The 20,885-nt window shown below is 47.5% G+C and carries 18 protein-coding genes and 4 tRNA genes; 10 read left to right on the top strand and 12 right to left on the bottom strand.

Annotated elements, in window-relative coordinates; translation table 11 throughout:
* Window positions 1-9 precede the first annotated feature (9 nt).
* Together BUF15_RS01295 and radA are read right to left on the bottom strand one after the other, a co-directional pair.
* Entirely contained in the window at window positions 10-1,263 is a 1,254-nt protein-coding gene (locus tag BUF15_RS01295; RefSeq protein ID WP_073611615.1) for a cyclic nucleotide-binding domain-containing protein, read from the bottom strand.
* Between the two features lie 379 nt (window positions 1,264-1,642).
* Complete coding sequence (radA, locus tag BUF15_RS01290; protein ID WP_073611614.1) at window positions 1,643-2,998, bottom strand: DNA repair protein RadA; 1,356 nt, start codon at window positions 2,996-2,998, stop codon at window positions 1,643-1,645.
* Between the two features lie 171 nt (window positions 2,999-3,169).
* Here radA and BUF15_RS01285 point away from each other — a divergent pair, with 171 nt between their 5' ends.
* On the top strand, window positions 3,170-3,967 hold the full coding sequence (locus BUF15_RS01285) for an EI24 domain-containing protein (RefSeq protein WP_073611613.1): 798 nt from the start codon (window positions 3,170-3,172) through the stop codon (window positions 3,965-3,967).
* 20 nt (window positions 3,968-3,987) lie between these two features.
* Entirely contained in the window at window positions 3,988-4,464 is a 477-nt protein-coding gene (locus tag BUF15_RS01280; protein WP_073611612.1) for a CYTH domain-containing protein, read from the top strand.
* 9 nt (window positions 4,465-4,473) lie between these two features.
* Here the strand turns inward: BUF15_RS01280 and hemW are convergent, their stop codons facing one another.
* Genes hemW through rdgC form a run of 5 tightly spaced genes read right to left on the bottom strand, consistent with a single transcriptional unit; the run spans window position 4,474 to window position 9,014 of the window.
* Window positions 4,474-5,607: a radical SAM family heme chaperone HemW gene (gene hemW, locus BUF15_RS01275; RefSeq protein ID WP_073611611.1), complete on the bottom strand. Its 1,134-nt coding sequence runs from the start codon at window positions 5,605-5,607 to the stop codon at window positions 4,474-4,476.
* Entirely contained in the window at window positions 5,607-6,344 is a 738-nt protein-coding gene (gene radC, locus BUF15_RS01270) for a RadC family protein (RefSeq protein ID WP_073611610.1), read from the bottom strand. The genes hemW and radC overlap by 1 nt, the downstream gene beginning before the upstream one ends.
* A 15-nt stretch (window positions 6,345-6,359) precedes the next feature.
* Window positions 6,360-7,784, bottom strand: coding sequence for an Asp-tRNA(Asn)/Glu-tRNA(Gln) amidotransferase subunit GatB (gene gatB, locus BUF15_RS01265; protein WP_073611609.1), 1,425 nt, complete (start codon window positions 7,782-7,784; stop codon window positions 6,360-6,362).
* A gap of 22 nt (window positions 7,785-7,806) precedes the next feature.
* Window positions 7,807-8,364, bottom strand: a complete 558-nt coding sequence (locus tag BUF15_RS01260; protein WP_073611608.1) for a hypothetical protein — start codon at window positions 8,362-8,364, stop codon at window positions 7,807-7,809.
* A 44-nt stretch (window positions 8,365-8,408) separates the two neighbouring features.
* Complete coding sequence (gene rdgC, locus BUF15_RS01255) at window positions 8,409-9,014, bottom strand: recombination-associated protein RdgC (protein WP_073611607.1); 606 nt, start codon at window positions 9,012-9,014, stop codon at window positions 8,409-8,411.
* Between the two features lie 415 nt (window positions 9,015-9,429).
* Here rdgC and BUF15_RS01250 point away from each other — a divergent pair.
* Window positions 9,430-9,505: transfer RNA gene (locus tag BUF15_RS01250), tRNA-Lys, on the top strand.
* 9 nt (window positions 9,506-9,514) lie between these two features.
* Window positions 9,515-9,592 (top strand) — tRNA-Glu (locus tag BUF15_RS01245).
* Between the two features lie 336 nt (window positions 9,593-9,928).
* On the opposite strand, the gene nadB is transcribed toward BUF15_RS01245, so the two are convergent.
* Window positions 9,929-11,575 carry an L-aspartate oxidase gene (gene nadB / locus BUF15_RS01240; RefSeq protein WP_073611606.1) on the bottom strand — a complete coding sequence of 549 codons (1,647 nt, stop codon included), beginning with the start codon at window positions 11,573-11,575 and terminating at the stop codon, window positions 9,929-9,931.
* A 217-nt stretch (window positions 11,576-11,792) separates the two neighbouring features.
* On the opposite strand from nadB, the gene BUF15_RS01235 reads away from it, so the two are divergent.
* From BUF15_RS01235 to BUF15_RS01225, 3 genes are all read left to right on the top strand, one after another.
* Entirely contained in the window at window positions 11,793-12,566 is a 774-nt protein-coding gene (locus BUF15_RS01235) for a ParA family protein (RefSeq protein ID WP_073611740.1), read from the top strand.
* Between the two features lie 6 nt (window positions 12,567-12,572).
* Window positions 12,573-13,451 (top strand): ParB/RepB/Spo0J family partition protein, encoded by an 879-nt coding sequence (locus tag BUF15_RS01230; RefSeq protein ID WP_073611605.1) that lies wholly within the window; start codon window positions 12,573-12,575, stop codon window positions 13,449-13,451.
* A gap of 94 nt (window positions 13,452-13,545) precedes the next feature.
* A complete protein-coding gene (locus tag BUF15_RS01225; RefSeq protein ID WP_073611604.1) occupies window positions 13,546-14,007 on the top strand; it encodes an SH3 domain-containing protein in 462 nt (153 codons plus the stop codon).
* Window positions 14,008-14,073: 66 nt separating this feature from the next.
* Here the strand turns inward: BUF15_RS01225 and BUF15_RS01220 are convergent.
* Window positions 14,074-14,165, bottom strand: a tRNA-Ser gene (locus tag BUF15_RS01220).
* 17 nt (window positions 14,166-14,182) lie between these two features.
* Window positions 14,183-14,268 (bottom strand) — tRNA-Ser (locus BUF15_RS01215).
* A gap of 281 nt (window positions 14,269-14,549) precedes the next feature.
* Between BUF15_RS01215 and BUF15_RS01210 the strand changes: the two genes are divergently transcribed.
* From BUF15_RS01210 to BUF15_RS01200, 3 genes are read left to right on the top strand one after another with little or no spacing between them, the layout of a single operon-like run.
* Window positions 14,550-16,109 carry a sigma-54 interaction domain-containing protein gene (locus BUF15_RS01210; RefSeq protein ID WP_073611603.1) on the top strand — a complete coding sequence of 520 codons (1,560 nt, stop codon included), beginning with the start codon at window positions 14,550-14,552 and terminating at the stop codon, window positions 16,107-16,109.
* Between the two features lie 2 nt (window positions 16,110-16,111).
* The gene (locus BUF15_RS01205; protein WP_073611602.1) at window positions 16,112-16,666 is read left to right on the top strand and encodes an epoxyqueuosine reductase QueH; all 555 of its coding nucleotides are present in this window, start codon (window positions 16,112-16,114) and stop codon (window positions 16,664-16,666) included.
* Window positions 16,667-16,679: 13 nt separating this feature from the next.
* Window positions 16,680-17,351 (top strand): XTP/dITP diphosphatase, encoded by a 672-nt coding sequence (locus tag BUF15_RS01200; RefSeq protein WP_073611601.1) that lies wholly within the window; start codon window positions 16,680-16,682, stop codon window positions 17,349-17,351.
* Between the two features lie 27 nt (window positions 17,352-17,378).
* On the opposite strand, the gene BUF15_RS01195 is transcribed toward BUF15_RS01200, so the two are convergent.
* Both BUF15_RS01195 and gyrA read right to left on the bottom strand, forming a co-directional pair.
* Window positions 17,379-18,398 carry an NAD(P)H-dependent glycerol-3-phosphate dehydrogenase gene (locus BUF15_RS01195; RefSeq protein WP_073611600.1) on the bottom strand — a complete coding sequence of 340 codons (1,020 nt, stop codon included), beginning with the start codon at window positions 18,396-18,398 and terminating at the stop codon, window positions 17,379-17,381.
* Window positions 18,385-20,874 (bottom strand): DNA gyrase subunit A, encoded by a 2,490-nt coding sequence (gyrA, locus tag BUF15_RS01190; protein ID WP_073611599.1) that lies wholly within the window; start codon window positions 20,872-20,874, stop codon window positions 18,385-18,387. Before gyrA ends, BUF15_RS01195 begins: the two co-directional genes overlap by 14 nt.
* Window positions 20,875-20,885: the final 11 nt, after the last annotated feature.

The following is a 20,885-nucleotide window of genomic DNA, read 5'->3' as shown; positions in this document are numbered from 1 at the left end:
TGTGGATACTCAGCGGCGCGCCATGGCGATCCGCTCAAATATCTTCATTATAACGGGAAGTTTTTGAAAATCTTCACTTGTGATACGGCGAATGACCACATCGGTTTTGGCAACGACTGTGGCTGTTCGCCGTTTTTCTTCACTGAAATACGCCATCTCACCAAAGATTGTACCGGCGGAGAGAATGGCAATCTCCTCGCCGTCCTCATTCAAGGTAACCACCTCGCCCCGATCGATAAAATATACGCCGTCCGGCAAGTCATGGATGGTAATGATGTGCTCGCCTTTTTTGCGCCACTCCAGCTTGAAATGCTTCTCCCAACCGGTATCCACCACCAAAGCATGGTAGAACTCATGGTTCATGGCCTTCAACAGCTCGCTTGACAGATGAAATAACTTGGAGCCAAGGGTATCCCGCTTTTTCTCTGAAAGGGTCATACCGTTGGTAAAGAACTGTTCATCTGGTAGCGGAGTTTCGCGGATGTATTCGAGAATCCGGTCACTCGATTTATCCTCCCGGCCTGTCATCTCCACAAAAAGCTCTTGGGCCTCTGCCAGCATCTCCCGCACCTTGGGAAAGTTGGGCGTTATACCAAGAGGCGAATTGCCACAGAACAGGAGCATTGCCTCGTTGCGAAGCTGGACATACCTGTTCAGCAACTCTGTATCCACATCATGGGGCAGATTCTGCAGTCCCGGCTCATAGACGCTGTAGACATGGACAGGATGTGAAAAACTTTTCAGCATCACCTTGCCCACACTGACCAGGTAACGATCATCACCGCTCTGGTTTTCTGCCACCTCCCGGTCCATGAGCAGACAGGTGCCGAAATAATCGCATAACTCCTCAAGACGGGTTGCCACCGCAAAGCTCGAGCCAAACTTTACCTTTCGCGCCCCCAGACTGGCCTCGATAATATCTCCAAGATAGAGCCCCATTCGGGTCGCTTGCAGTTTTCCCTCGGCAACAGCATGTGCCACCCGTAATGCCGCTCTCAGGGCTCGGGTGCAGACTTCGGCACGTTCCTCTCCCGGCAGTCGCTCAAAGACCATAAGGGCGCCGTCACCGGCCAGCGGTTCAATCTCCACCGGCTCAGCCTCGGGCTGCCCGACAAGCTGATAAATAACCTGATGGTAATGGATAATGAAATCGCGCACCTCATCTGGGCGCATATGGGCTGTCACCTGGGAATAGCCCACCATGTCGCTCATGAGAATAACGACTTCCCGTTCAGGTCCGTCCTGTTCCTGGTCTCTGACCATCTACGCTCTTTTCTAGTATACTGCCTGTCATAGAACTCTCAGGCTGTTCATGTTATTCGCCAAGTCACCGATATTCAGCGTTTACAATTCAGCTTGTTGGTCAGTTGAAAACCCCGATTATGGCGATAACGGCGATCACCGCCACAAAAACAAGGGCAACCCGGTAACAGACAGTGGGGTCTTCATGATGCTCATGATGATGATTGTCGGACATACTTTTTCCCTCCATGTTGACCAGAAAATAGAATACAGCACCAAAAGGAAACTGCTCTCTTGTTATACCACTATTAAGGCACTATACGCCGCCAGTGCGGGTTTTGCAATACGACCGTGAAATCAGATGCATGGCTGCTTGCTCTATAACGGTCTCTTTTCACCGTTAGCCGAAAACGACCTCCAACAACTCTGACAGGCTTGCTACCCCTATACACTCAATCTCGCCCTGCCGGCTCAAACGCTCGCGGTTTGAACGCGGCATGATAAACCTTGTAAAACCAAGCCGCTCAGCCTCCCGAACCCGGATATCCACCTGCCCAACGGCCCGCACCTCACCCGCCAGCCCCACCTCGCCGCATACCACGGTAGTGGAGGGAATGGAGCGCTCAAGAAGGCTTGAGGCCAGGGCACAGATGACCCCCAGATCAAGGGCTGGTTCATCGATCCGCATTCCACCGGCGATGTTTAAAAAAATGTCATGCCCATAGAGATCCATACCACCTTTCTTTTCCAGCACCGCACAGAGCAGGGAGAGACGCTGCTGATCGGCACCGATGGCTGTTCGACGAGCGGTACCAAGATTGGTCGGGCTCACCAGCGCCTGTACCTCCACCAGGATTGGTCGAGAGCCCTCGACACTGGGCAGCACCACGGAGCCCGGTTCATCAAGGGGCCGTTCGGCCAGGAATATTTCAGAAGGATTGCTGACCTGAACCAGTCCCTCCTGCTTCATTTCAAAAACCCCGATCTCATTGGTCGAGCCGAACCGGTTCTTCACCGTGCGCAGGATGCGAAAAGCGTGGCTCCGGTCACCTTCGAAATAAAGAACAGTGTCCACCATGTGCTCCAGAACTTTCGGGCCGGCAATGGCCCCTTCCTTGGTGACATGGCCCACCATGACCACTGGCACATCATCGCTTTTTGCCATCTCCAGAAGCCGATAGGCCGATTCGCGCACCTGCGTTACAGAACCGGGAGCGGAGGCGATCTCGGCACAGGTAAGGGTCTGGATCGAGTCGACGGCCAGAAGATCCGGCCGCATTTCCCGGGTCATGGCAATAATCTTTTCCACCGCATTTTCTGTGGCAAGAAACTCCCCTGGCTGAATGGCCTCCAACCGTTTGGCCCTGAGTTTTATCTGTCGCGCCGACTCCTCACCCGAAACATAGAGCACAGTTTTGCCCTGCTCAGCAAACTCTGCCAACAAATGGAGCAGCAAGGTCGACTTACCTATACCCGGCTCACCACCAATCAGGGTAACCGAACCAGGCACAATGCCCCCGCCCAGCACTCTATCAAGTTCAGCCATGCCGGTACTGGTGCGCTCCTCGTCCCCGTCCGGCGCCAGATGCAACGGCACCGGCTTATTCACAGATGTGAGCGCCGTTCCAACCTTCATCTCAAGCTCTTCCACCAGGCTGTCCCACTCACCGCAATCGGTACAGCGCCCCAGCCATTTCCTGCTCTTGTAGCCGCATTGCTGGCAGACGTAAATGGTCTTGTTCTTTTGCTTGTTCATAACAGTTTGTTATTTGCGTCTTATGGGTACGTAAGGGGGAAAAATCCCCCGAACCTCTTTACAGAACGTCAAAACGCTCTATTATCAGTTATGTTTTACAGAGCTGTGATAGCTCATGAAATACAATAGACCTTCTTTATTCCTCTTTACCTCGTCTGAGCACGACAACAAATGACACCGAAGACTTCCCCACCGCCTCTTCAACCCGAATGGTTCTCACTTAGCTACTGCCTTGGTTTCATGTTTCGTAAAAAGCGGATTCTTGGCTGGTCTATTCTGCTTTTTCTTGCCACCATTGGTCTCACCACCGCCGGATATCAGCTGAGTATTGAACATGTCGACAAGATCGCCGGGAGTTTCCTGATGGATCCCCCATCAGCAGAAACAATCTGGGGCTGGATCAAATTTCAGGGTTGGAAGGCCGGCAAAATACTCTTTTTCATCATTACCAGAATCATGGCCTTTTATCTCGCCTTTCTGGTGGCCTACTGCCTCACCTCACCCGGTTATGTTTTTTTAAGTACTGCCGCTGAAAAGCTCCATGCGGGAAATGATTTCAACTCCGATGACAGCTTCAGCATCATGGGCATGCTCGTAGACGTTCTTGAAGGCGTCAAAATTGCCCTTTTCGGGGTTCTAGTAACCATTGTCGCCCTGATGGTCAATTTCATCCCTGGTCTTGGTCAGGGAGTCGTTTTTCTGCTTTACGCCTTCTATTCGGCCCTGATGTTCATCGACTATCCATCATCACGTCGACGCTGGTCGTTGGGCAGGAAAATAGGCTGGCTCCGCGAACATGGCGGCACAGCCCTGCGCATCGGACTCTTGCCGGCGTTTATCAGCATGATCCCTTTGTTGAACGTCTTTCTCATGTCGCTGCTCTTTCCGCTGCTCACCATCTACTCAACCTTGAATTTCAGCGCGATTGAACTGTTCAACGAGAGAAGCGTTGCCCGCAGAACCCGTTAATATCGATTGGAGGCACCACCATGGCACTTGAAATCGAACGAAAATTTCTGATGAAAAACGAGAGTTGGCGCGGCCTGGCCAAAGGGAAACATTACCGCCAGGGCTACCTCAATCAGAATAAGGACGCAACCGTGCGGGTACGCACCATCGGCGAAGAAGGATATCTCACAATCAAGGGGCCAAACGAAAACGGTTCACGGCTGGAGTATGAATATACGATACCCATTCGTGACGCCATCGAGATGCTGGAAAAACTTTCCGCCTCACCCATCGTGGAAAAGCTGCGTCACGTCATTCCATACGAGGGTTTTATCTGGGAAGTTGATGAATTTTTAGGAGAAAATGAAGGGTTAATTTTTGCAGAAATAGAACTCGAGCACCCGGGGCAGCAATTCTCCCTGCCCCCCTGGATCGGTCGAGAGGTGACCGATGATCCCCGCTTCTATAACTCCAACCTGGCACGCAACCCCTACAAATTGTGGAAGGAAGGGTTGTAATTCCCTTTTTTACACCAGTTCGGCAAGAATGATATTTGAATAGAGCCGGCCGGCTGGTGTTACTTTCAAATGTGTTGGTGTCAGCTCCACTAATTGCTGTGCCACCAGTTTTTCGAGCACTTCACCATAGTACCGTTCAGGATCCAGGCCGAAACGCGCCACAAGGCACTCTCTTTCAACGCCATCCATCATTCTGAGCCCCATGACAACCGTTTCCCGAAATGACGCCTCAAGGGTCAATTCCTCGCGTTCTGTAATAACAGTATCGCCAGCCTCTACCCTCCGGCAGTATTCTCGTGGGTCATCAAAACGTTTCTCCCGGACTCCGCTTGAAAAACTGACCGCCCCCGCTCCTGCCGCATGATACTCATTGTTTTGCCAGTAATTGATATTATGGCGGCATCGGTAGCCGGGACGAGAGAAATTTGAGATCTCGTACATTTCCAAGCCTGCCTCACCGCAAAGCTCAAGATTGAGCTCATCCATAGCCACGACAGTGTCTTCATCCGGCAGTTCCAACTTCCCGCTGGCCAAGAGATCACCAAAAGGAGTGCCCTCCTCCACCGTCAGCTGGTACATCGACAGATGCTCCGGTTCAAGGGTGAGTGCTGTGATAAGGGTTGTACGCCAGCTCTCAATCGTCTGGCCTGGTAACCCGTACATCAGATCAAGACTGATGTTGGTAAAACCGGCTGATCTCGCCGCCTTGAAAGCTGCGTCAGCTTCCATGGGAGAATGGCATCGCCCCAACATAGCCAGTTCATCGGCGGAAAAAGACTGGACGCCAAGAGACAGTCGATCAAAACCACCCTGCCGCAAAAGCTCTAATGCACGGCCATCCACCGTACCAGGATTCGCCTCAACGGAAATTTCAGCATCAAAAGCGAACCCAAAGAGTTTTTCCGCATGATCAAGCAGGTTGACCAACCGTTCTGGATCGAGAACGGTCGGGGTGCCACCACCTAAAAACACAGTCTGGAGCTCCATCTTTTTGCAGCATCCGGCCGAAATCTGATCCATTTCCTTCTTAACATTCAACAGATAACGGTCGTACAATCCATTCAGACCGGCAAAAGATGAAAAGGAACAATAACGACACTTACTGACGCAAAACGGAATATGGATATAGAGTGCAGAAACCATCAGCGGCGATTTAACGTCTCGCGTAGACTCAGACATTCAGAGGCAACAGCGTCGATCAGACCATCATCGGCAAAACTGTAGACCCCATCGCCGATAATAAAATGATCAAGCAGCTGGATCTGGAGAAAAGAACAGATGAAATAGATATTTTTGGTCAGGCTGATATCCTGCGGTGAGGGTTGAAGTGACCCCGAGGGGTGATTGTGAGCCATGATGATAGCCGCCGCATGGTTGTTGATAGCGCGCTGGACCAGCTCTCGCGGATAAACGGTGTTGACGTTGATCGTGCCCTCAGCCACCACCTCTGAACCGAGAATGGCGTGGGCCGAGTCAAGATAGATAACGGTCAGCACCTCGCGCTTAAGTCCTCGCATAGAGTGCTCGAGATACTCCCGCACATCTTTTGAACTGTGGAGATAGCGGCGACCGGTGAGACGCTGCTGTAAGTACCTGCCTGCCACCGCCTGCACAAAACTGATGGCAAAACTGTTTTTGGGGCCGACGCCTTTCACCTCCTGTAGTCCGGCCGGTGAAGCCTCCAGCACCGCGGCAAGTGTACCATAGCGGTTCAGCAGGTCCCGTGCCGGTTCCTTGGTGTCAGACCGAGGGGTACCAAACGAGAGCAAGAGTTCCAGGACTTCGGCATCGGAAAAACCATCAATACCGCGCTCAAGATAGCGGTCACGCAAGCGTCCCCGATGCCCCTCCCCTTTCTGCTGCCAATGCTCCTTATCCATTGCCAGGGGCCAATCTCAGCCGTTCAAAGCCTTATTGAAGAGATCGTTAGCCAGCTTTGGATTGGCCTTGCCTTTGGTCCGCTGCATCAGCTGACCAACAAAGTACCCCATGAGCTTGGTCTTGCCGTTTCTAAAATCCTCTGCCTGCTCAGGGTTTGCCGCCACAATCTCCTCGACAATAGCCATCAACTCGCCTTCATCGGAAACCTGAACCAGGTTCTTCTCCTTGACGATGACTTCCGGATCCTTGCCGCTTGCCATCATCTCGAAAAAGACGGTCTTGGCGATCTTGCCGCTGATTGTACCTTTGTCAATCATGGCGATCAAACCACCAAGCTGCGTGGGCGCCACCTTGCAGGTCTCGATGGATTCACCCTTCAGCTCTCGCAAAAGCTCGGTCATGATCCAGTTGGACACCTTCTTGGGGGTAGCACCAGGGATAAGCGACGATTCGAAGTAATCGGCCAATTCACGGTCTGAGGTGAGAATAACTGCATCGTAGTCGGGCAATTCATACTGACTGATAAACCTGGCTTTTCGATCATCCGGCAATTCAGGAAGAGTCTTCTTGATCTCTTCCACCCATGCATCGCTGATCTCTATCGGTACCAGATCTGGACAGGGAAAATACCGGTAATCATGGGCATCTTCTTTACCGCGCATCGACTCCGTTCGATTGGTGTCGGGGTTCCACAGCAAGGTTTCCTGCACAACCTTCTCGCCATCCAGGAGCAGATCACGCTGGCGCCGCACCTCATACTCTAGTGCGTTCTGAACATTTCTAAACGAATTCATGTTCTTCAGCTCAGTGCGGGTGCCAAACTCCTTCTGCCCCCACGGTCGGAGCGATATATTGGCGTCGCAACGAAAGCTCCCCTCCTGCATGTTGCCGTCACATATATCGAGATAGCGGAGGATAGCGTGGATTTTCTTCAGATATGCGTAGGCCTCCTCGGGAGAGCGCATATCCGGCTCTGAAACGATCTCAAGGAGCGGTGTACCGGTGCGATTGAGGTCGACATAGGATACCGGGTCCCGTTCGTCATGCATCAGCTTACCTGCATCCTCTTCCATATGCATACGTGTAATACCGATTCGCTTGGTCGTACCATCCACCTCGATCTCCACTTCACCATGCTCCACTATCGGCAAGTCAAACTGCGAGGTCTGATAACCTTTTGGCAAATCGGGATAGAAATAGTTTTTTCGGGCAAACTGGTTGAAGCGGTTAATCGTCGAGTTGGTGGCAAGCCCCATCTTTATCGAATACTCTACAACCTTTTTGTTCAAAACTGGTAGCACACCCGGCAGACCAAGACATACCGGACAGGTATTGGTATTGGGTGGAGAACCGAATTTCGTTGAACATCCACAGAATATCTTCGACTCGGTTTTGAGCTGGGCGTGTATTTCCAGTCCTATAACTATTTCAAATTCCATTCTTCTTTATTTCCTTATTGGTTTACTCTTCACCGATCAGGTGAGACGGTGCATGAATCCAGTCTCGAACTCTGGCCAGTTCATCACGCCATGCCTCGCCGACGCGAATCTCAAGAAACATTCGAAAGAGCTCGTTTACGGTACGCACCAGCTCATCAAAGAGAAAAATGCGTTCGAGAATCATGCCTTCTACCGCCTCAGGGTTATCCCTTTCTTCCTGTTCTGTCCCAGCTGTTTTCGGGAGTTTGACATTTCTGAACTCCATCATCGCGCCGGCAAGCGTGAAATTATATTCGTAATCGCCGAGGACGAGTTGGATACGTGCCTGCTCCAACTTCTTTCCCATCTTAAGGCCGGTTCTAGCCTCTTGCAGCTCAGTTTGCAAGCCGCTGCAGATGCATTTTTCGTTAGATTCGCCTTCACCGTATTCGAGCAACATATGCTTTTCAAAAACAACGATTATATCGCCCTTGCCAGGTAACTCAACACTTCCACCTCGCTCGTCACTTTTAAACCAGAGCCATGTCAGAAACTCCTGACCAACGAACCGCTTTTCCGCTATAAGATCTACTAAATCCATTACCATCCCTCAACGGCCTGACGCCGTTTGCTCATGCTGTTGTTTTAGACCAGGACATCCGGATTGATTCTCGCAAGGCGATCAAGGCCATCTTCATCAAGAAGTTGCTCACCGACCACATAAGGGATCTGCTGACGAAGCAGCAGTCCGAAGCTCTCCTTAAAGAAGTCCTCAAGCACAGCGTGAGCTTTCTTATTTGTAGAAAAAAAATAGAGCGTTGATTCTGAAAGACTCCAGCAAAGGTCATAAATAACTGGAATCGGGATTGCCTTTCGCATGAGTTCAGTGCGGATACGCTCCTTTATCTCAACCTTCTGGGCACGACCGAGCTTTGGTACCTGTTTTTCTAACTTTACCCGCTCCTCCTCCTTCTGGACGAACTTTTTCAAGATGGCAGGAGAAACCTTTCTCTCATCAACCCTGAGTGTGATGGTGATGTAATCGCCGGCAGCATAGGATGCATATTGAAACTGAGAATCAAACATATTGAGAACAGAAACCCAGCCTATTGAATATTCATCATAGGTGTCATCTATATCCCTGAAGGAGAAAGCTATTACCCTGTCAGCTATAAAATCCAGAGGGTTTTCCGGAAGCTCACCTTCGACACTGAAACGGACGAAGCTGGCAGACCCGTTTATAAATCCCATTGTTCACCTTAAAACGATCCATCTGATTCTCTTCTCACGGCAGGACCGGACACCGAGAGAAAAAACGCAACAAAGAGCCTGCCAGACGATGAAATATTAGAAAACACCTACAACAGGCGCAGGCCTTTGATATCAATTCAACATGTTGCAGAGGGCAACTGTAGGCTATCGCGACATTTTGCGAAGCAAACATACTCTAAAATCAACTTTTTTGCTCCACTCTATATCATCAGTATCTCATCATAAGAAAAATATTCTCGTACCTATTAATCTACTTGCCTTAAACCTTTTATAACACCGCGTGAAAGCACTCCTTTTGCCTTGACCCCGAAAAATTGCGATGATAAAAATATAAATAGCATGCTTTTTTCTGTTGACATATACCCCGCTGTTTTGTAAATAACGGGGCCTCAGCGGGTCGTTAACTCAGTCGGTAGAGTATCTGCCTTTTAAGCAGAGAGTCGTTGGTTCGAGTCCAACACGACCCACCAGAAAACGAGGTCCCCATCGTCTAGTCAGGTCCAGGACACCGGCCTTTCACGCCGGCAACACCGGTTCAAATCCGGTTGGGGACGCCACATAAAAAAGGGCACTTAACTCAAACAGTTAAGTGCCCTTTTTCTGTTTACCCATCTTTGTTTTCACTACGACAATCATTTGGTTTTATAACACGACGCTGCGTTGAGCTACTTTTAGTCAACAACAGGGATACTCTCTTCACACGGCATTTCCTTGTAGCCTGAAGAGATTCCCCCTGATACATACAACCGTTAGATCAGCACGCACCCTTGTTCAGTTTATCAAACAATTACAATTACTTGTAGTTAATTTTATAGGTTGAATATAAAAAAAGGGTTGTGTTTCACGTGAAACACAACCCTTACTATGACAAATATTCAATAATGTAATAATAATCAAATAACTAATTTCACCTCATCCATCTCCGCCTCCCAAGGTGTAACACTTTCACCACTCTTTCGATGAAAGATATTCCAGTATGGTTGGTATTTATCGTCAATCTCGGTACAATCAAGTGTATAGTGTAATCCGATCGACTCAGGACGCTGGAGGGCTGCCTTTATTATCAGGTGACCAATGATCGCAATATTTCGAAGCTCTATCATATTTGGCGTCACACGAAAATCAAGATAGTGTTGTTTAATCTCTTGCAACATTCCGGCAACCCGTTCATCCGCTAATTTGAGTCTTCGCTCATTTCGGACAATTCCGACATAGTTCCACATTGTCCGTCTCAGAACGTCCCAGTTGTGATTTATAAGAATTTCCTCCTCAATATCGATAGCCTTGTCACTCTGCCAAGGGTCAACCGGCTGAATGGGAATATGTCGCCAATTTTCGATATTATTTCGGCAAAACTTAAACGCCCGCTCTGCGAAGACGATGGCTTCAAGCAGGGAGTTCGAAGCCAGACGGTTTCCACCATGAAGTCCTGTGCAAGACGTTTCGCCTAAGGCCAACAAGCCTTCTATGCTCGTACAGCCGTTCGAATCGGTAAGTACGCCACCGCAGAGATAATGTGCAGCCGGTACTACGGGTATCGGCATTTTTGTTATATCTATGCCTAGCTCAAGGCAGCGTGCAAAAATGGTTGGAAATCTTTTTTTAAGAAAAGAACCATCTTTATGTGAGATATCGAGATAGACGCAGTCAGAGCCCGATTCCTTCATTTCCTGATCGATAGCGCGTGCGACAGTATCTCGAGTGGCCAACTCCATACGATCAGGATCATACTTCTGCATAAACCGTTGACCGTCACTGTTGAGAAGAAATGCACCTTCTCCTCGAACAGCTTCTGAGATCAGGAAATTTTTCGCCTGGTGATGGTATAGGCAGGTAGGGTGGAATTGAACAAACTCCATATTTGCAATTTTAGCTCCAGCTCGGTAAGCCATTGCAACACCATCGCCAGTAGCTATATCTGGATTCGTTGTGTAAAGGTAAACTTTGCCAATCCCACCTGTGCATAGAATGGTTGATTTTGCAAGGTATGTATGGACTGTATCTTTATCTAAGACGTACGCACCGGCACACCTTTTACTTCCTTGATAATCTCCATTCTGCTGAAGAATCAAATCAATACAATTACGATTCTCAAGAATTTTGATGTTTGGGTGGGCTTTAGCTGTTTCGAGTAGGGCACGTTCAATTTCTCGTCCGGTGAGATCATAGGCGTGCGCAACTCTGCGTCGCGAATGACCACCTTCCTTACCTAAATTTAATTCGTTTTGATCTTCTTCATCTCGGATAAAGCCAACACCTATATCAATGAGTTCCTTAATCCGGTCCGGACCTTCTTCTACAACAATTTTTACGACACTCTTATCGCAAAGTCCTGCTCCAGCTTTGAGTGTATCTTGGACATGAAGGTCAAAACTATCATCTTTTGAAAGGACCGCAGCTATGCCGCCTTGTGCAAGATTTGTCGCGCAATCGACTTCTTTTTTTTTGGTTACGATAACAACTGTACCAATTTCCGCTGCTCGGATTGCAAAGGACAAACCGGCTATGCCGCTGCCAACAACCAGAAAATCGCAATTCATTGCGTACCTCTATAGAGTGTTTCACGTGAAACATGGAATTGAGAAAAAATTAAATTGGTCAAATTTCTTCTTCAAGCTTTACCGCTTTTGAAGATAAATTGCACAATTTTTCTCCTTTTCTCCGTCTTTTAGGCGAAAATGATTGTTCTTCGGTCAACTATCGAGTATTTGTTTGAAGCAGTATCCATTTTTTTCAACTCTGGAGGTTGATATTCTCATGAACACAGGATGCAAAACGGTGGCGATTGCCAACCAGAAAGGCGGGGTAGGGAAGACGACTTCCTCTATCAATCTTGCAGCGGCTCTCTCAAAAAAAAGAAAAAAGGTTTTGCTTATCGATTCGGATCCTCAAGGAAATGCATCGAGTGGTGTAGGGGTGAATTCACGCAATCTGGAGCGTCATCTCTACAATAGCTACATTGGCTCATGCCCTCTTGCGGAGACAGTTATCCAGACAGGAGTCAAAAACCTTGATGTTGTCCCGTCGAATATCAATCTCGTCGCTGCTGAAATAGAGCTCATTAACAAACCTGAGCGAGAAACTACCCTTAAGAACTTGCTTGCTTCGGTTGCGGATGAATATGATTATATTCTTATCGACTGCCCTCCTTCACTTGGGTTGTTAACCATAAATGCTCTTACAGCTGCGGATTCTGTACTCATACCAATGCAGTGTGAATATTTTGCTATGGAAGGTTTGGCCCAACTGGTATCGACGATTCGCTCCGTAAAGAAATCATTTAACAGTAACCTTTTTATTGAGGGGCTGTTGCTGACCATGTTTGATAAGCGAAATAAGCTGACTCATCAGGTCGCAGAAGAATTGTCTAAACATTTTTCGAAACAACTCTTTAAGACGGTCATACCGAGAAACGTACGATTGAGCGAATGTCCAAGTCATGGTCAGACGGTTATAGACTATGATATTCGCTCAACTGGCGCGAAGGCATATATTCAGCTTGCCAATGAATTCCTTAAAAACCAGAGGTAAATCACTGTGGCAAAAACAACAGGACTAGGACAGGGTGTTGGACTTCTTTTCGGTGACGACGCAGAAGAGAAATATTTTCAATGTGACATTGATAAAATCTCGCCGAACAAATTTCAACCACGACTCCATTTCAACGAAGTAGACCTCCAGGAATTGGCTGATTCTATAAAGGAAAATGGGGTAATACAACCACTCATTGTTACCCAGTCAGAGGGTAAGGGGGGCTATGAACTGATTGCTGGTGAACGACGCCTTCGTGCATCAAAAATGGCTGGACTTGACAAGGTCCCAGTCGTTGTGATGGATGTCACCGGTGAGGATACGCTCCTTGAATTGGCGTTGATTGAAAATGTTCAGCGAACCGATCTAAACCCAATAGAAGAGGCTGAAGCCTATCAAAAGCTCATTCAACGTTTTGGATATACACAGGAAGATACAGCAAAAAGGGTGGGGAAAAAACGCTCTACAGTATCTAACATGTTGAGATTATTAAATCTTCCTGACTTTGTAAAGCAAGATGTAATTGATGGAATACTCTCTGAGGGTCACGCTCGGGCACTTCTACGCCTTTCAGATGATATTGTTGCAATGAAGGAGATTCGCGATCTCATCGTTAAGAAAGCCCTATCTGTTCGCCAGACAGAAAAGATTGTCCGTAAAGCGACCGCAGCCTCACCAGGTGCGACGACACCATCAGCAACAAAAGAGGGTGGTGGCTTGCCCTCGACCTATTGCAAAGCTCTGGTTAATCAATTGACCAACCGTCTCTCTGCCAAAGTCTTAATCCATCAGAATGGAAATCGCGGCAAACTCGAGATAGAGTATTACTCAACCGATGATCTTGAACGGCTTATTTCGGTTATTATGAACGAAGCTGAAAAATGATGAGGACGAGACTCAACAATATCTCAAGGGCGCCACGCCAACAGTATATGGAGCCCTCGTACTCGCGTCACAATATTACCTGTAGAGTAAGTACATGATTTTTAGAGTTATTTCTTCTGTCTTGGCTTTGTTTCTGCTCCTTCTATTTTCGTTGCCTGTCATGGCTGAAGTCCTAAGCGTTAAAGGAACTCGCGTGAACTTGCGGACGGAGCCGAATACGAATTCGACTATTAAGTGGCAGTATGGTTCAGGTTTTCCTTTAAAGATAATTGAAAAGAAGGGCGACTGGGTCAAAGTATCGGATTTTGAACAGGATTCCGGTTGGATCAACCGATCGTTGCTTTCGAGTACTCCCCACGCAATAGTTAAGGTCAACAAAAACACAAATAAGAAGATAAATATCCGCAAAGGTCCTTCAACAAAAACTGATATCGTCGGTAAAGCCTTTTACGGCGTTGTCTTTGAAGTGATAGAACGAAAGGAGGACTGGGTTCGGGTTCGTCACGAATCGGGTCTTGAGGGCTGGATAAGCTCGAATTTACTGTGGGGCTTGTAGCTTCCACTCGTAAAGAATGAAAAAGAAAAAGCCTGGTGTCGTATAATAGACACCAGGCTTTTTTATTGGCGGAGAGAGAGGGATTTGAACCCTCGGTGGAGTTTTACCCCCACACTCGCTTAGCAGGCGAGCACCATCGGCCTCTCGGTCATCTCTCCAAATGGATTAGTTGTTGTGGCGGAGGGAGTAGGATTCGAACCCACGGTACTTTCGTACAACGGTTTTCAAGACCGCCGCCTTAAACCACTCGGCCATCCCTCCGTGCAGCATCCTTGTACCATTGAAGAATCCTGTTGTCAACAATCTGAAAAGAATATAGAGAAAAGTGTTTAAATTTTGATCACATTTTTGTAATATTATTTTTGAAATATTTCCAATTTGGAAATTTCTGGCCGGGTTTTTGAGATCTGTTGTACCGTGAGGTTGCCAAGTAGGGGATAATGAGCAATTTACATCGAGTCACACTTCTCTCAACTCGTACGACAACCAGCAACAGGTGAAAAACCCGCTTTTAACTCGCGCATACTATCTAGTTATATATAATGATTACCGAGCACAATAGTAGAATTGAAGAGAGACTTCAAGACTTGTCATGTCTTTATGAGATATCTAAACGCCTTGCTTCTGCCATGGATCTCAGAGACTGCCTCGAGAGAACCATGGGGCTACTCTCTGAGATGAAGCAGATGGAGAATGGCACTGTTACCATTATCAATCCGTTGACAGGAAAACTTGAAATTGAAGTCGCGTATGGTATCACCGCCGAGGGGAGGAAAAGAGGGAAATACAAGATAGGTGAGGGCATTACCGGCAGAGTTGTTGCAACCGGCGAACCTATTATAGTTCCACACATTTCCGAAGAACCGCTCTTTTTAAACAGAACCCGCTCACGGGGCGATATCAAGGAACAAAACCGTTCCTTTCTTTGTGTTCCGATCAAGCATAGTAACAATGTAATCGGCGCTCTTTCCATTGACCGGGTATATGAAGATGGTATCAGCGAACAGGCCAATACCGATCTCCAGTTTTTGACAGTACTGAGTGGCCTCATTGCACAGACGACCATGCGTATCCAGGCGGTCAACCAGGAAAAAGAAGAGTTGCACACCGAAAATCTTAAACTGAAACGTGAGCTCTCGCAAAAAAACAGAATCAACGACATTGTCGGTAATTCCAGCAGAATGCAGGATGTATTCGAAATGGTGCATCGTGTTGTTGATTCTAATGCAACAGTATTATTGCGCGGAGAGTCGGGTACAGGCAAGACTCTGGTCGCAAAAGCTTTACATTATAACGGCAGACGAAAGGATTCACCTTTTGTGGTTGTGAATTGTTCTGCACTCCCAGAGACTCTTCTTGAAAGTGAGCTTTTTGGTCATGAGAAGGGTGCCTTTACAGGCGCCAATGAGAGAAAGATAGGCCGATTCGAACAGGCAGAAGGTGGTACCCTTTTTCTCGACGAGATTGGAGAGATAAGTAACTCTGTCCAGGTAAAACTTTTAAACGTTGTCCAGGAAAGGAGTTTTCAACGACTTGGATCAACAAAATTCATCGAATGCGATGTCCGCCTGGTTGCTGCCACTAATCGCGATCTGGAAAGTGCCGTCAGGGAAGGGGCTTTCAGAGAGGATCTTTACTACCGATTAAATGTGTTTCCGGTTTATATGCCTCCTCTTCGCGAGCGTCGAACAGATATTCTTCTTTTAGCTGAATTTTTCCTTGAGAAGTTTGCCACAGAAAACAAAAAGAAGATTCGCCGTATTTCCACTTCCGCTATCGATATGCTCATCCAGTATCATTGGCCCGGAAATGTTCGCGAACTGCAGAACTGCATCGAACGAGCTGTTTTGATCTGTGATACTGATACAATCAAAGCTATTCATCTTCCGCCGACCCTCCAGATATCCGAGACCAGAACTGAAGATAATCCGCTTTCGCTGACAGCGTCAGTTGAAAATTTCGAAAAGGAACTTATCATTGACGGGTTGAAAAAAAATAACGGAAACCAGACAAAGACAGCCAAATACCTTGACACCAGTCTTCGGATCATCAACTACAAGATTCACCAGTATAACATTGACCCGAAAAAGTATAAGATCTGATAGTGAGAATACTCCTTCATACCTGCTGCGGCCCCTGTTCCATATATCCTTTGGAGCAACTGCGGCAGGACTACGAAATTTCCGCTTTTTTCTTTAATCCCAACATTCACCCCTTTCTGGAATTCAAACGTCGTCAGGAAACGCTTCTGGCCTTTTGTAAGAGTGAAAATATCCCTGTCGTGGATGAGGGAGTCTACGGTCTTGAAGAATATCTTAGAAAAGTGACATTCAACGAGGATAAACGGTGTCAGATCTGTTACCAATGGCGTATGGAAGAAACTGCCAGGCGAGCTGCAGAAGATGGTTTTGACGGTTTTTCAACAACGCTTCTCTACAGCCGCTATCAGGACCATGAAGAATTGAAAAAATGCGGATTCGATCTTGCCGAAAAATATGGTATCACCTATGTCTATCAGGATTTACGGGTCGGATGGCAGTACGGTATCGACAAATCTCGGGAATACGGCATGTATCGCCAGTCCTATTGCGGATGCATCTATAGTGAGCAGGACCGTTACGACCCCGCAAAACGAAAACCAAAATCAAAGAAAATATAAGGAAGGGTAACTCATGGGTTCCATGATTGTGCTTGCGACGCGAAATAAACACAAAGTGAGTGAATTTAGGGAGATGTTAAAAGGCTTTGATGTCGATCTTCGCTCACTCGACGATTTTGGCCCCATCCCGGAGGCTGTGGAAGATGGGGAAACCTTTGACGACAATGCATATAAGAAGGCATTGCATACGGCAAAGATATTAGGTATTCCAGCCATCGCCGATGACTCAGGATTGGCTGTTGATGCGTTAGAAGGAAGGCCTGGCGTCTATTCAGCAAGATATGCCGGACCGGACGCCACTGACGAGAAGAATTGCGAGAAACTGTTACAGGAAATGGAGGGTGTGCAAAACAGAAAAGCAAGCTTTCATTGCGTTATATCTATCGCCGTTCCTTCAGGTCCGGCCCTCACCTATGAGGGAAGTTGTGAAGGTGTTCTTCTTACAGAAAAACGGGGAACAAGCGGTTTTGGTTATGATCCGCTCTTCTTTTTTGAGGAGTATGGCAAAACCTTTGCCGAACTGTCCATGGCAGAGAAAAACGCTGTCAGTCACCGAGGCAAAGCATTGGCCGAATTTCGCGAAGAGTTACCAAAGGTATTGAAATGGCTTGATCAGCGAATTTCTGAAGCAAAGCCACCAAAACCTGATCATGACCATTTTATGGATAACGATTGGTCAAAATAAAACGCTATTGAAGAGCTGAAGGGTCGTTTACTCAACCTTCAGCTCTCTTTTCAACAGATCTCTCACGGCATCAGAACAGTTTTTACCCTGATAGAGAATAGCGTATATCTGTTCAAGAATGGGCATTTCAATACCTATTTTTCTGGAAAGTTCGTAGCCGGAACGGGTGGTTTTCACACCTTCGGCCACCATCTTCATCTCACTCACTATATCATCGAGTTGTAAACCCTGCCCAAGTTTCAACCCCACCGTCCGGTTACGACTGAGACTGCCGGTACAGGTAAGCACCAGATCCCCTAATCCGCTCAAACCGGAAAATGTAGCAGGTTCTGCTCCCATAGCGACCCCAAGCCTGGTTATCTCAGCAAGTCCACGAGTGATAAGCGCCGCCCTCGTGTTCAAACCATAGCCAAGCCCGTCACAGATACCCGCCGCTACCGCAACGATATTCTTTAAGGCTGCACTTATTTCAAGCCCAATGACATCAGTGGATGCATAAACCCGGAAGGTCTCGGTTACAAATAGCTGTTGCAGCATTACTGCAATGTCAAGACGCTTACAGCCCATGGTTATGGCTGTTGGAATCTTTTCCGCAACTTCTTTGGCAAAGGAAGGGCCGGACAGCACTGCCGTATGGATTGTTTTTTCAGGTGTCAGCCGATTTCGCACATCTTCCATGACTTGTGTCATGGTCATGAGCGTATCATTTTCAATACCTTTGACAGCTGAAACGACGCTTGCCCCATCTTTTAATGACAGGATGACCTTTTCATAGACCTTTCGAAAACCGTGGGAGGGGACAACCATACAGATAACGTCATAGCCACGTACAGCCTTATCGATATCTTCGGTTGGAATAATATTTTTCGAAAGAGACAATCCGGGAAGATACCTGGTATTTTCACCTTTCTTCCGGATTGATTCAATATGTGACGTATCATGACCCCAAAGGGGCACTGTGTACCCTTTTGAGGCCAGTACCATGGCAAGGGCCGTCCCCCAGGATCCGGCCCCTATTACCGCTATTCTGGTATTATTCTTCGCCATCTACTTCTTCGTCATCGTCGTCGCTGGATGTATCTTTTGCAACAGAATCCATGCTGACAACCTTTTCCGCATCATCAAGATTGATAAGGCGTACACCCTGAGTAGAGCGACCGATAACACGGACAGTACTCAGATCCATACGGATCATCTTACCTGAATCTGCTATAAGGATAATTTCTTCGTCATCATCCACCTGCTTGGCAGCAATGACATCACCATTTCTTTCACTGGATTTGATGCCGAAAATACCTTTTCCACCGCGTTTCTGTATACGATATTCACTTATCGGACTACGTTTGCCGTAACCATTCTCAGTAATAATCAAGATAGAATTATCGGTGGAAACAACATTAGCGCTCACCACATAATCATCTTCATCAAGCCGCATACCGGTTACACCGGCAGCAGTACGACCCATGGTACGAACGTCGCCCTCGTGAAAGTGAATACTCATACCCTTACGGGTCACCATCAGAATGGTGTCGTCGCCACCCAGGATGTTGGCGGCTATAATTTCGTCTCCTTCATTGATGGTCAGGGCGCGTTTTCCTTTTTTCAACGGCCTGTTGAATTCCTGAAGACTGGTCTTTTTAACCCTTCCCTGTCTGGTAACCATCATGATGGTTTTCTCCATTCCCTCATCTTCAAATGAGGAAACCGGCAGGATAGCGGCAACTTTTTCACCTTCGGCCAGGTGCAGCAGATTAACAATGGCCTTTCCTCGTGCAGTTCTGCCAGCCAGAGGTAACTGATAAACTTTTCGCCAGAAAACTTTGCCATGGTTGGTAAAGAAGAGGAAAGTGTCAAGCGTAGAAGCGACGTAGAGGTCGGAAACAAAATCCTCCTCTATATTCTTCACGCCGGTAACACCTTTACCGCCACGGTTCTGTGAACGATAGAGCGTTACAGGATTGCGTTTTATGTAGCCTGAGTGAGTAACGGTTACGACCATATCCTCAGGCGCTATCAGGTCTTCTGGTAGAATTTCATCGACTGCATCGATAATCTCTGTTCTTCGTTCATCACCATAGGTTTCCTTGATCTCAAGAAATTCTGTTTTGATGATATCCATTACGAGAATTTCGCTAGCAAGAATACCTCGAAGCTTTTCAATTTCCAGCAGAACTTCCTGGTAGTCGCTGGCAATCTTGTCGCGCTCAAGACCTGTCAATCGCTGCAAACGCATATCGAGAATGGTCTGGGCCTGGATATCACTTAAAGCGAAACGGCTTATAAGACCTTCTTTTGCTTCCTGCGGATTTTTTGATCCCCGTATAAGCTTCACAACCTCATCGAGATTGTTGATTGCAATATTGAGACCTTCGAGTATATGGGCTTTTTCTTCGGCCTTACGAAGCTCAAATGCGGTTCTGCGGTAAATAACAACTTTACGATGCAGTATGAAATGCTCAAGAATCTGTTTGATATTCAAAACTTCCGGCCTGTTATTGACGATGGCCAGGAAGATGATACCAAACGATTTCTGCATCGGGGTCATTGTATAGAGCTGATTGATGACTACATCGGCAATTTCATCTTTTTTCAACTCAAGTACGATCCTGAGACCATGTCGATCCGACTCGTCACGAACCTCAGATATAGCCTCGATTCTCTTATCCTTTACCAGTTCGGCAATTTTTTCAACCAGATGAGCCTTATTCTGCTGGTAAGGTATTTCGGTGACTATAATCGATTCCCGTTTTCCACCTTTTGATTTCTCCACATGGGTCAATGCCCGCATGGTGATGACGCCTCGACCTGTTTCATACGCTTCACGAATGCCGGCACGACCGCAGATCTGTGCCCCAGTGGGAAAATCCGGCCCGGTTATGATGGACATCAGTTCATGAACAGTAATATTGGGATCGTCGATCATGGCGATCAAACCATCTATTACCTCAGTCAGGTTGTGGGGCGGAATATTCGTGGCCATACCGACAGCGATACCGGAAGAACCGTTGACCAGCAGGGTCGGTATCTTGCTCGGCATAACCGAAGGTTCACTTAGCGAGTTATCGTAGTTGGGAACAAAATCAACGGTTTCTTTTTCGAGATCGGCAACAATTTCACGATCTATACGGGTCATGCGCGCTTCGGTATAACGCATGGCGGCCGCGGAATCACCGTCAAGGGAACCAAAGTTACCCTGGCCATCCACCAGCGGATACCGCATGGCGAAATTCTGGGCCATACGGACGATGGTGTCATAGGCGGCAGAATCGCCATGTGGATGATACTTACCGATGACGTCACCGACGATTCTCGCGGATTTGACATAAGGCCTATTATAAAAAACACCCAATTCACGCATGGCAAACAGAGCACGCCGATGAACGGGTTTAAGCCCATCCCGGACATCGGGCAGGGCTCGACCCACTATGACGCTCATAGCGTAATCGAGATACGATTTCTGCAGTTCTTTCTCTATAGAAATCGTCGGGAACAGTTCTTGTGGTACATCGTTTTCAATAGTCATAAATAGTCTAA

Source organism: Desulfopila aestuarii DSM 18488 (assembly GCF_900143695.1).
In the GTDB taxonomy this organism is placed as follows: domain Bacteria; phylum Desulfobacterota; class Desulfobulbia; order Desulfobulbales; family Desulfocapsaceae; genus Desulfopila; species Desulfopila aestuarii.
This window is presented reverse-complemented; position numbering and strand designations above follow the sequence as displayed.

Excerpts from the sequence above, each read along its gene's own strand:
- BUF15_RS01295 (WP_073611615.1), bottom strand. The coding sequence starts at position 1,263 with ATGGTCAGAGACCAGGAACAGGACGGACCTGAACGGGAAGTCGTTATT.
- radA (WP_073611614.1), bottom strand. The coding sequence starts at position 2,998 with ATGAACAAGCAAAAGAACAAGACCATTTACGTCTGCCAGCAATGCGGC.
- BUF15_RS01285 (WP_073611613.1), top strand. The coding sequence starts at position 3,170 with ATGACACCGAAGACTTCCCCACCGCCTCTTCAACCCGAATGGTTCTCA.
- BUF15_RS01280 (WP_073611612.1), top strand. The coding sequence starts at position 3,988 with ATGGCACTTGAAATCGAACGAAAATTTCTGATGAAAAACGAGAGTTGG.
- hemW (WP_073611611.1), bottom strand. The coding sequence starts at position 5,607 with ATGGTTTCTGCACTCTATATCCATATTCCGTTTTGCGTCAGTAAGTGT.
- radC (WP_073611610.1), bottom strand. The coding sequence starts at position 6,344 with ATGGATAAGGAGCATTGGCAGCAGAAAGGGGAGGGGCATCGGGGACGC.
- gatB (WP_073611609.1), bottom strand. The coding sequence starts at position 7,784 with ATGGAATTTGAAATAGTTATAGGACTGGAAATACACGCCCAGCTCAAA.
- BUF15_RS01260 (WP_073611608.1), bottom strand. The coding sequence starts at position 8,364 with ATGGATTTAGTAGATCTTATAGCGGAAAAGCGGTTCGTTGGTCAGGAG.
- rdgC (WP_073611607.1), bottom strand. The coding sequence starts at position 9,014 with ATGGGATTTATAAACGGGTCTGCCAGCTTCGTCCGTTTCAGTGTCGAA.
- nadB (WP_073611606.1), bottom strand. The coding sequence starts at position 11,575 with ATGAATTGCGATTTTCTGGTTGTTGGCAGCGGCATAGCCGGTTTGTCC.
- BUF15_RS01235 (WP_073611740.1), top strand. The coding sequence starts at position 11,793 with ATGAACACAGGATGCAAAACGGTGGCGATTGCCAACCAGAAAGGCGGG.
- BUF15_RS01225 (WP_073611604.1), top strand. The coding sequence starts at position 13,546 with ATGATTTTTAGAGTTATTTCTTCTGTCTTGGCTTTGTTTCTGCTCCTT.
- BUF15_RS01210 (WP_073611603.1), top strand. The coding sequence starts at position 14,550 with ATGATTACCGAGCACAATAGTAGAATTGAAGAGAGACTTCAAGACTTG.
- BUF15_RS01200 (WP_073611601.1), top strand. The coding sequence starts at position 16,680 with ATGGGTTCCATGATTGTGCTTGCGACGCGAAATAAACACAAAGTGAGT.
- BUF15_RS01195 (WP_073611600.1), bottom strand. The coding sequence starts at position 18,398 with ATGGCGAAGAATAATACCAGAATAGCGGTAATAGGGGCCGGATCCTGG.
- gyrA (WP_073611599.1), bottom strand. The coding sequence starts at position 20,874 with ATGACTATTGAAAACGATGTACCACAAGAACTGTTCCCGACGATTTCT.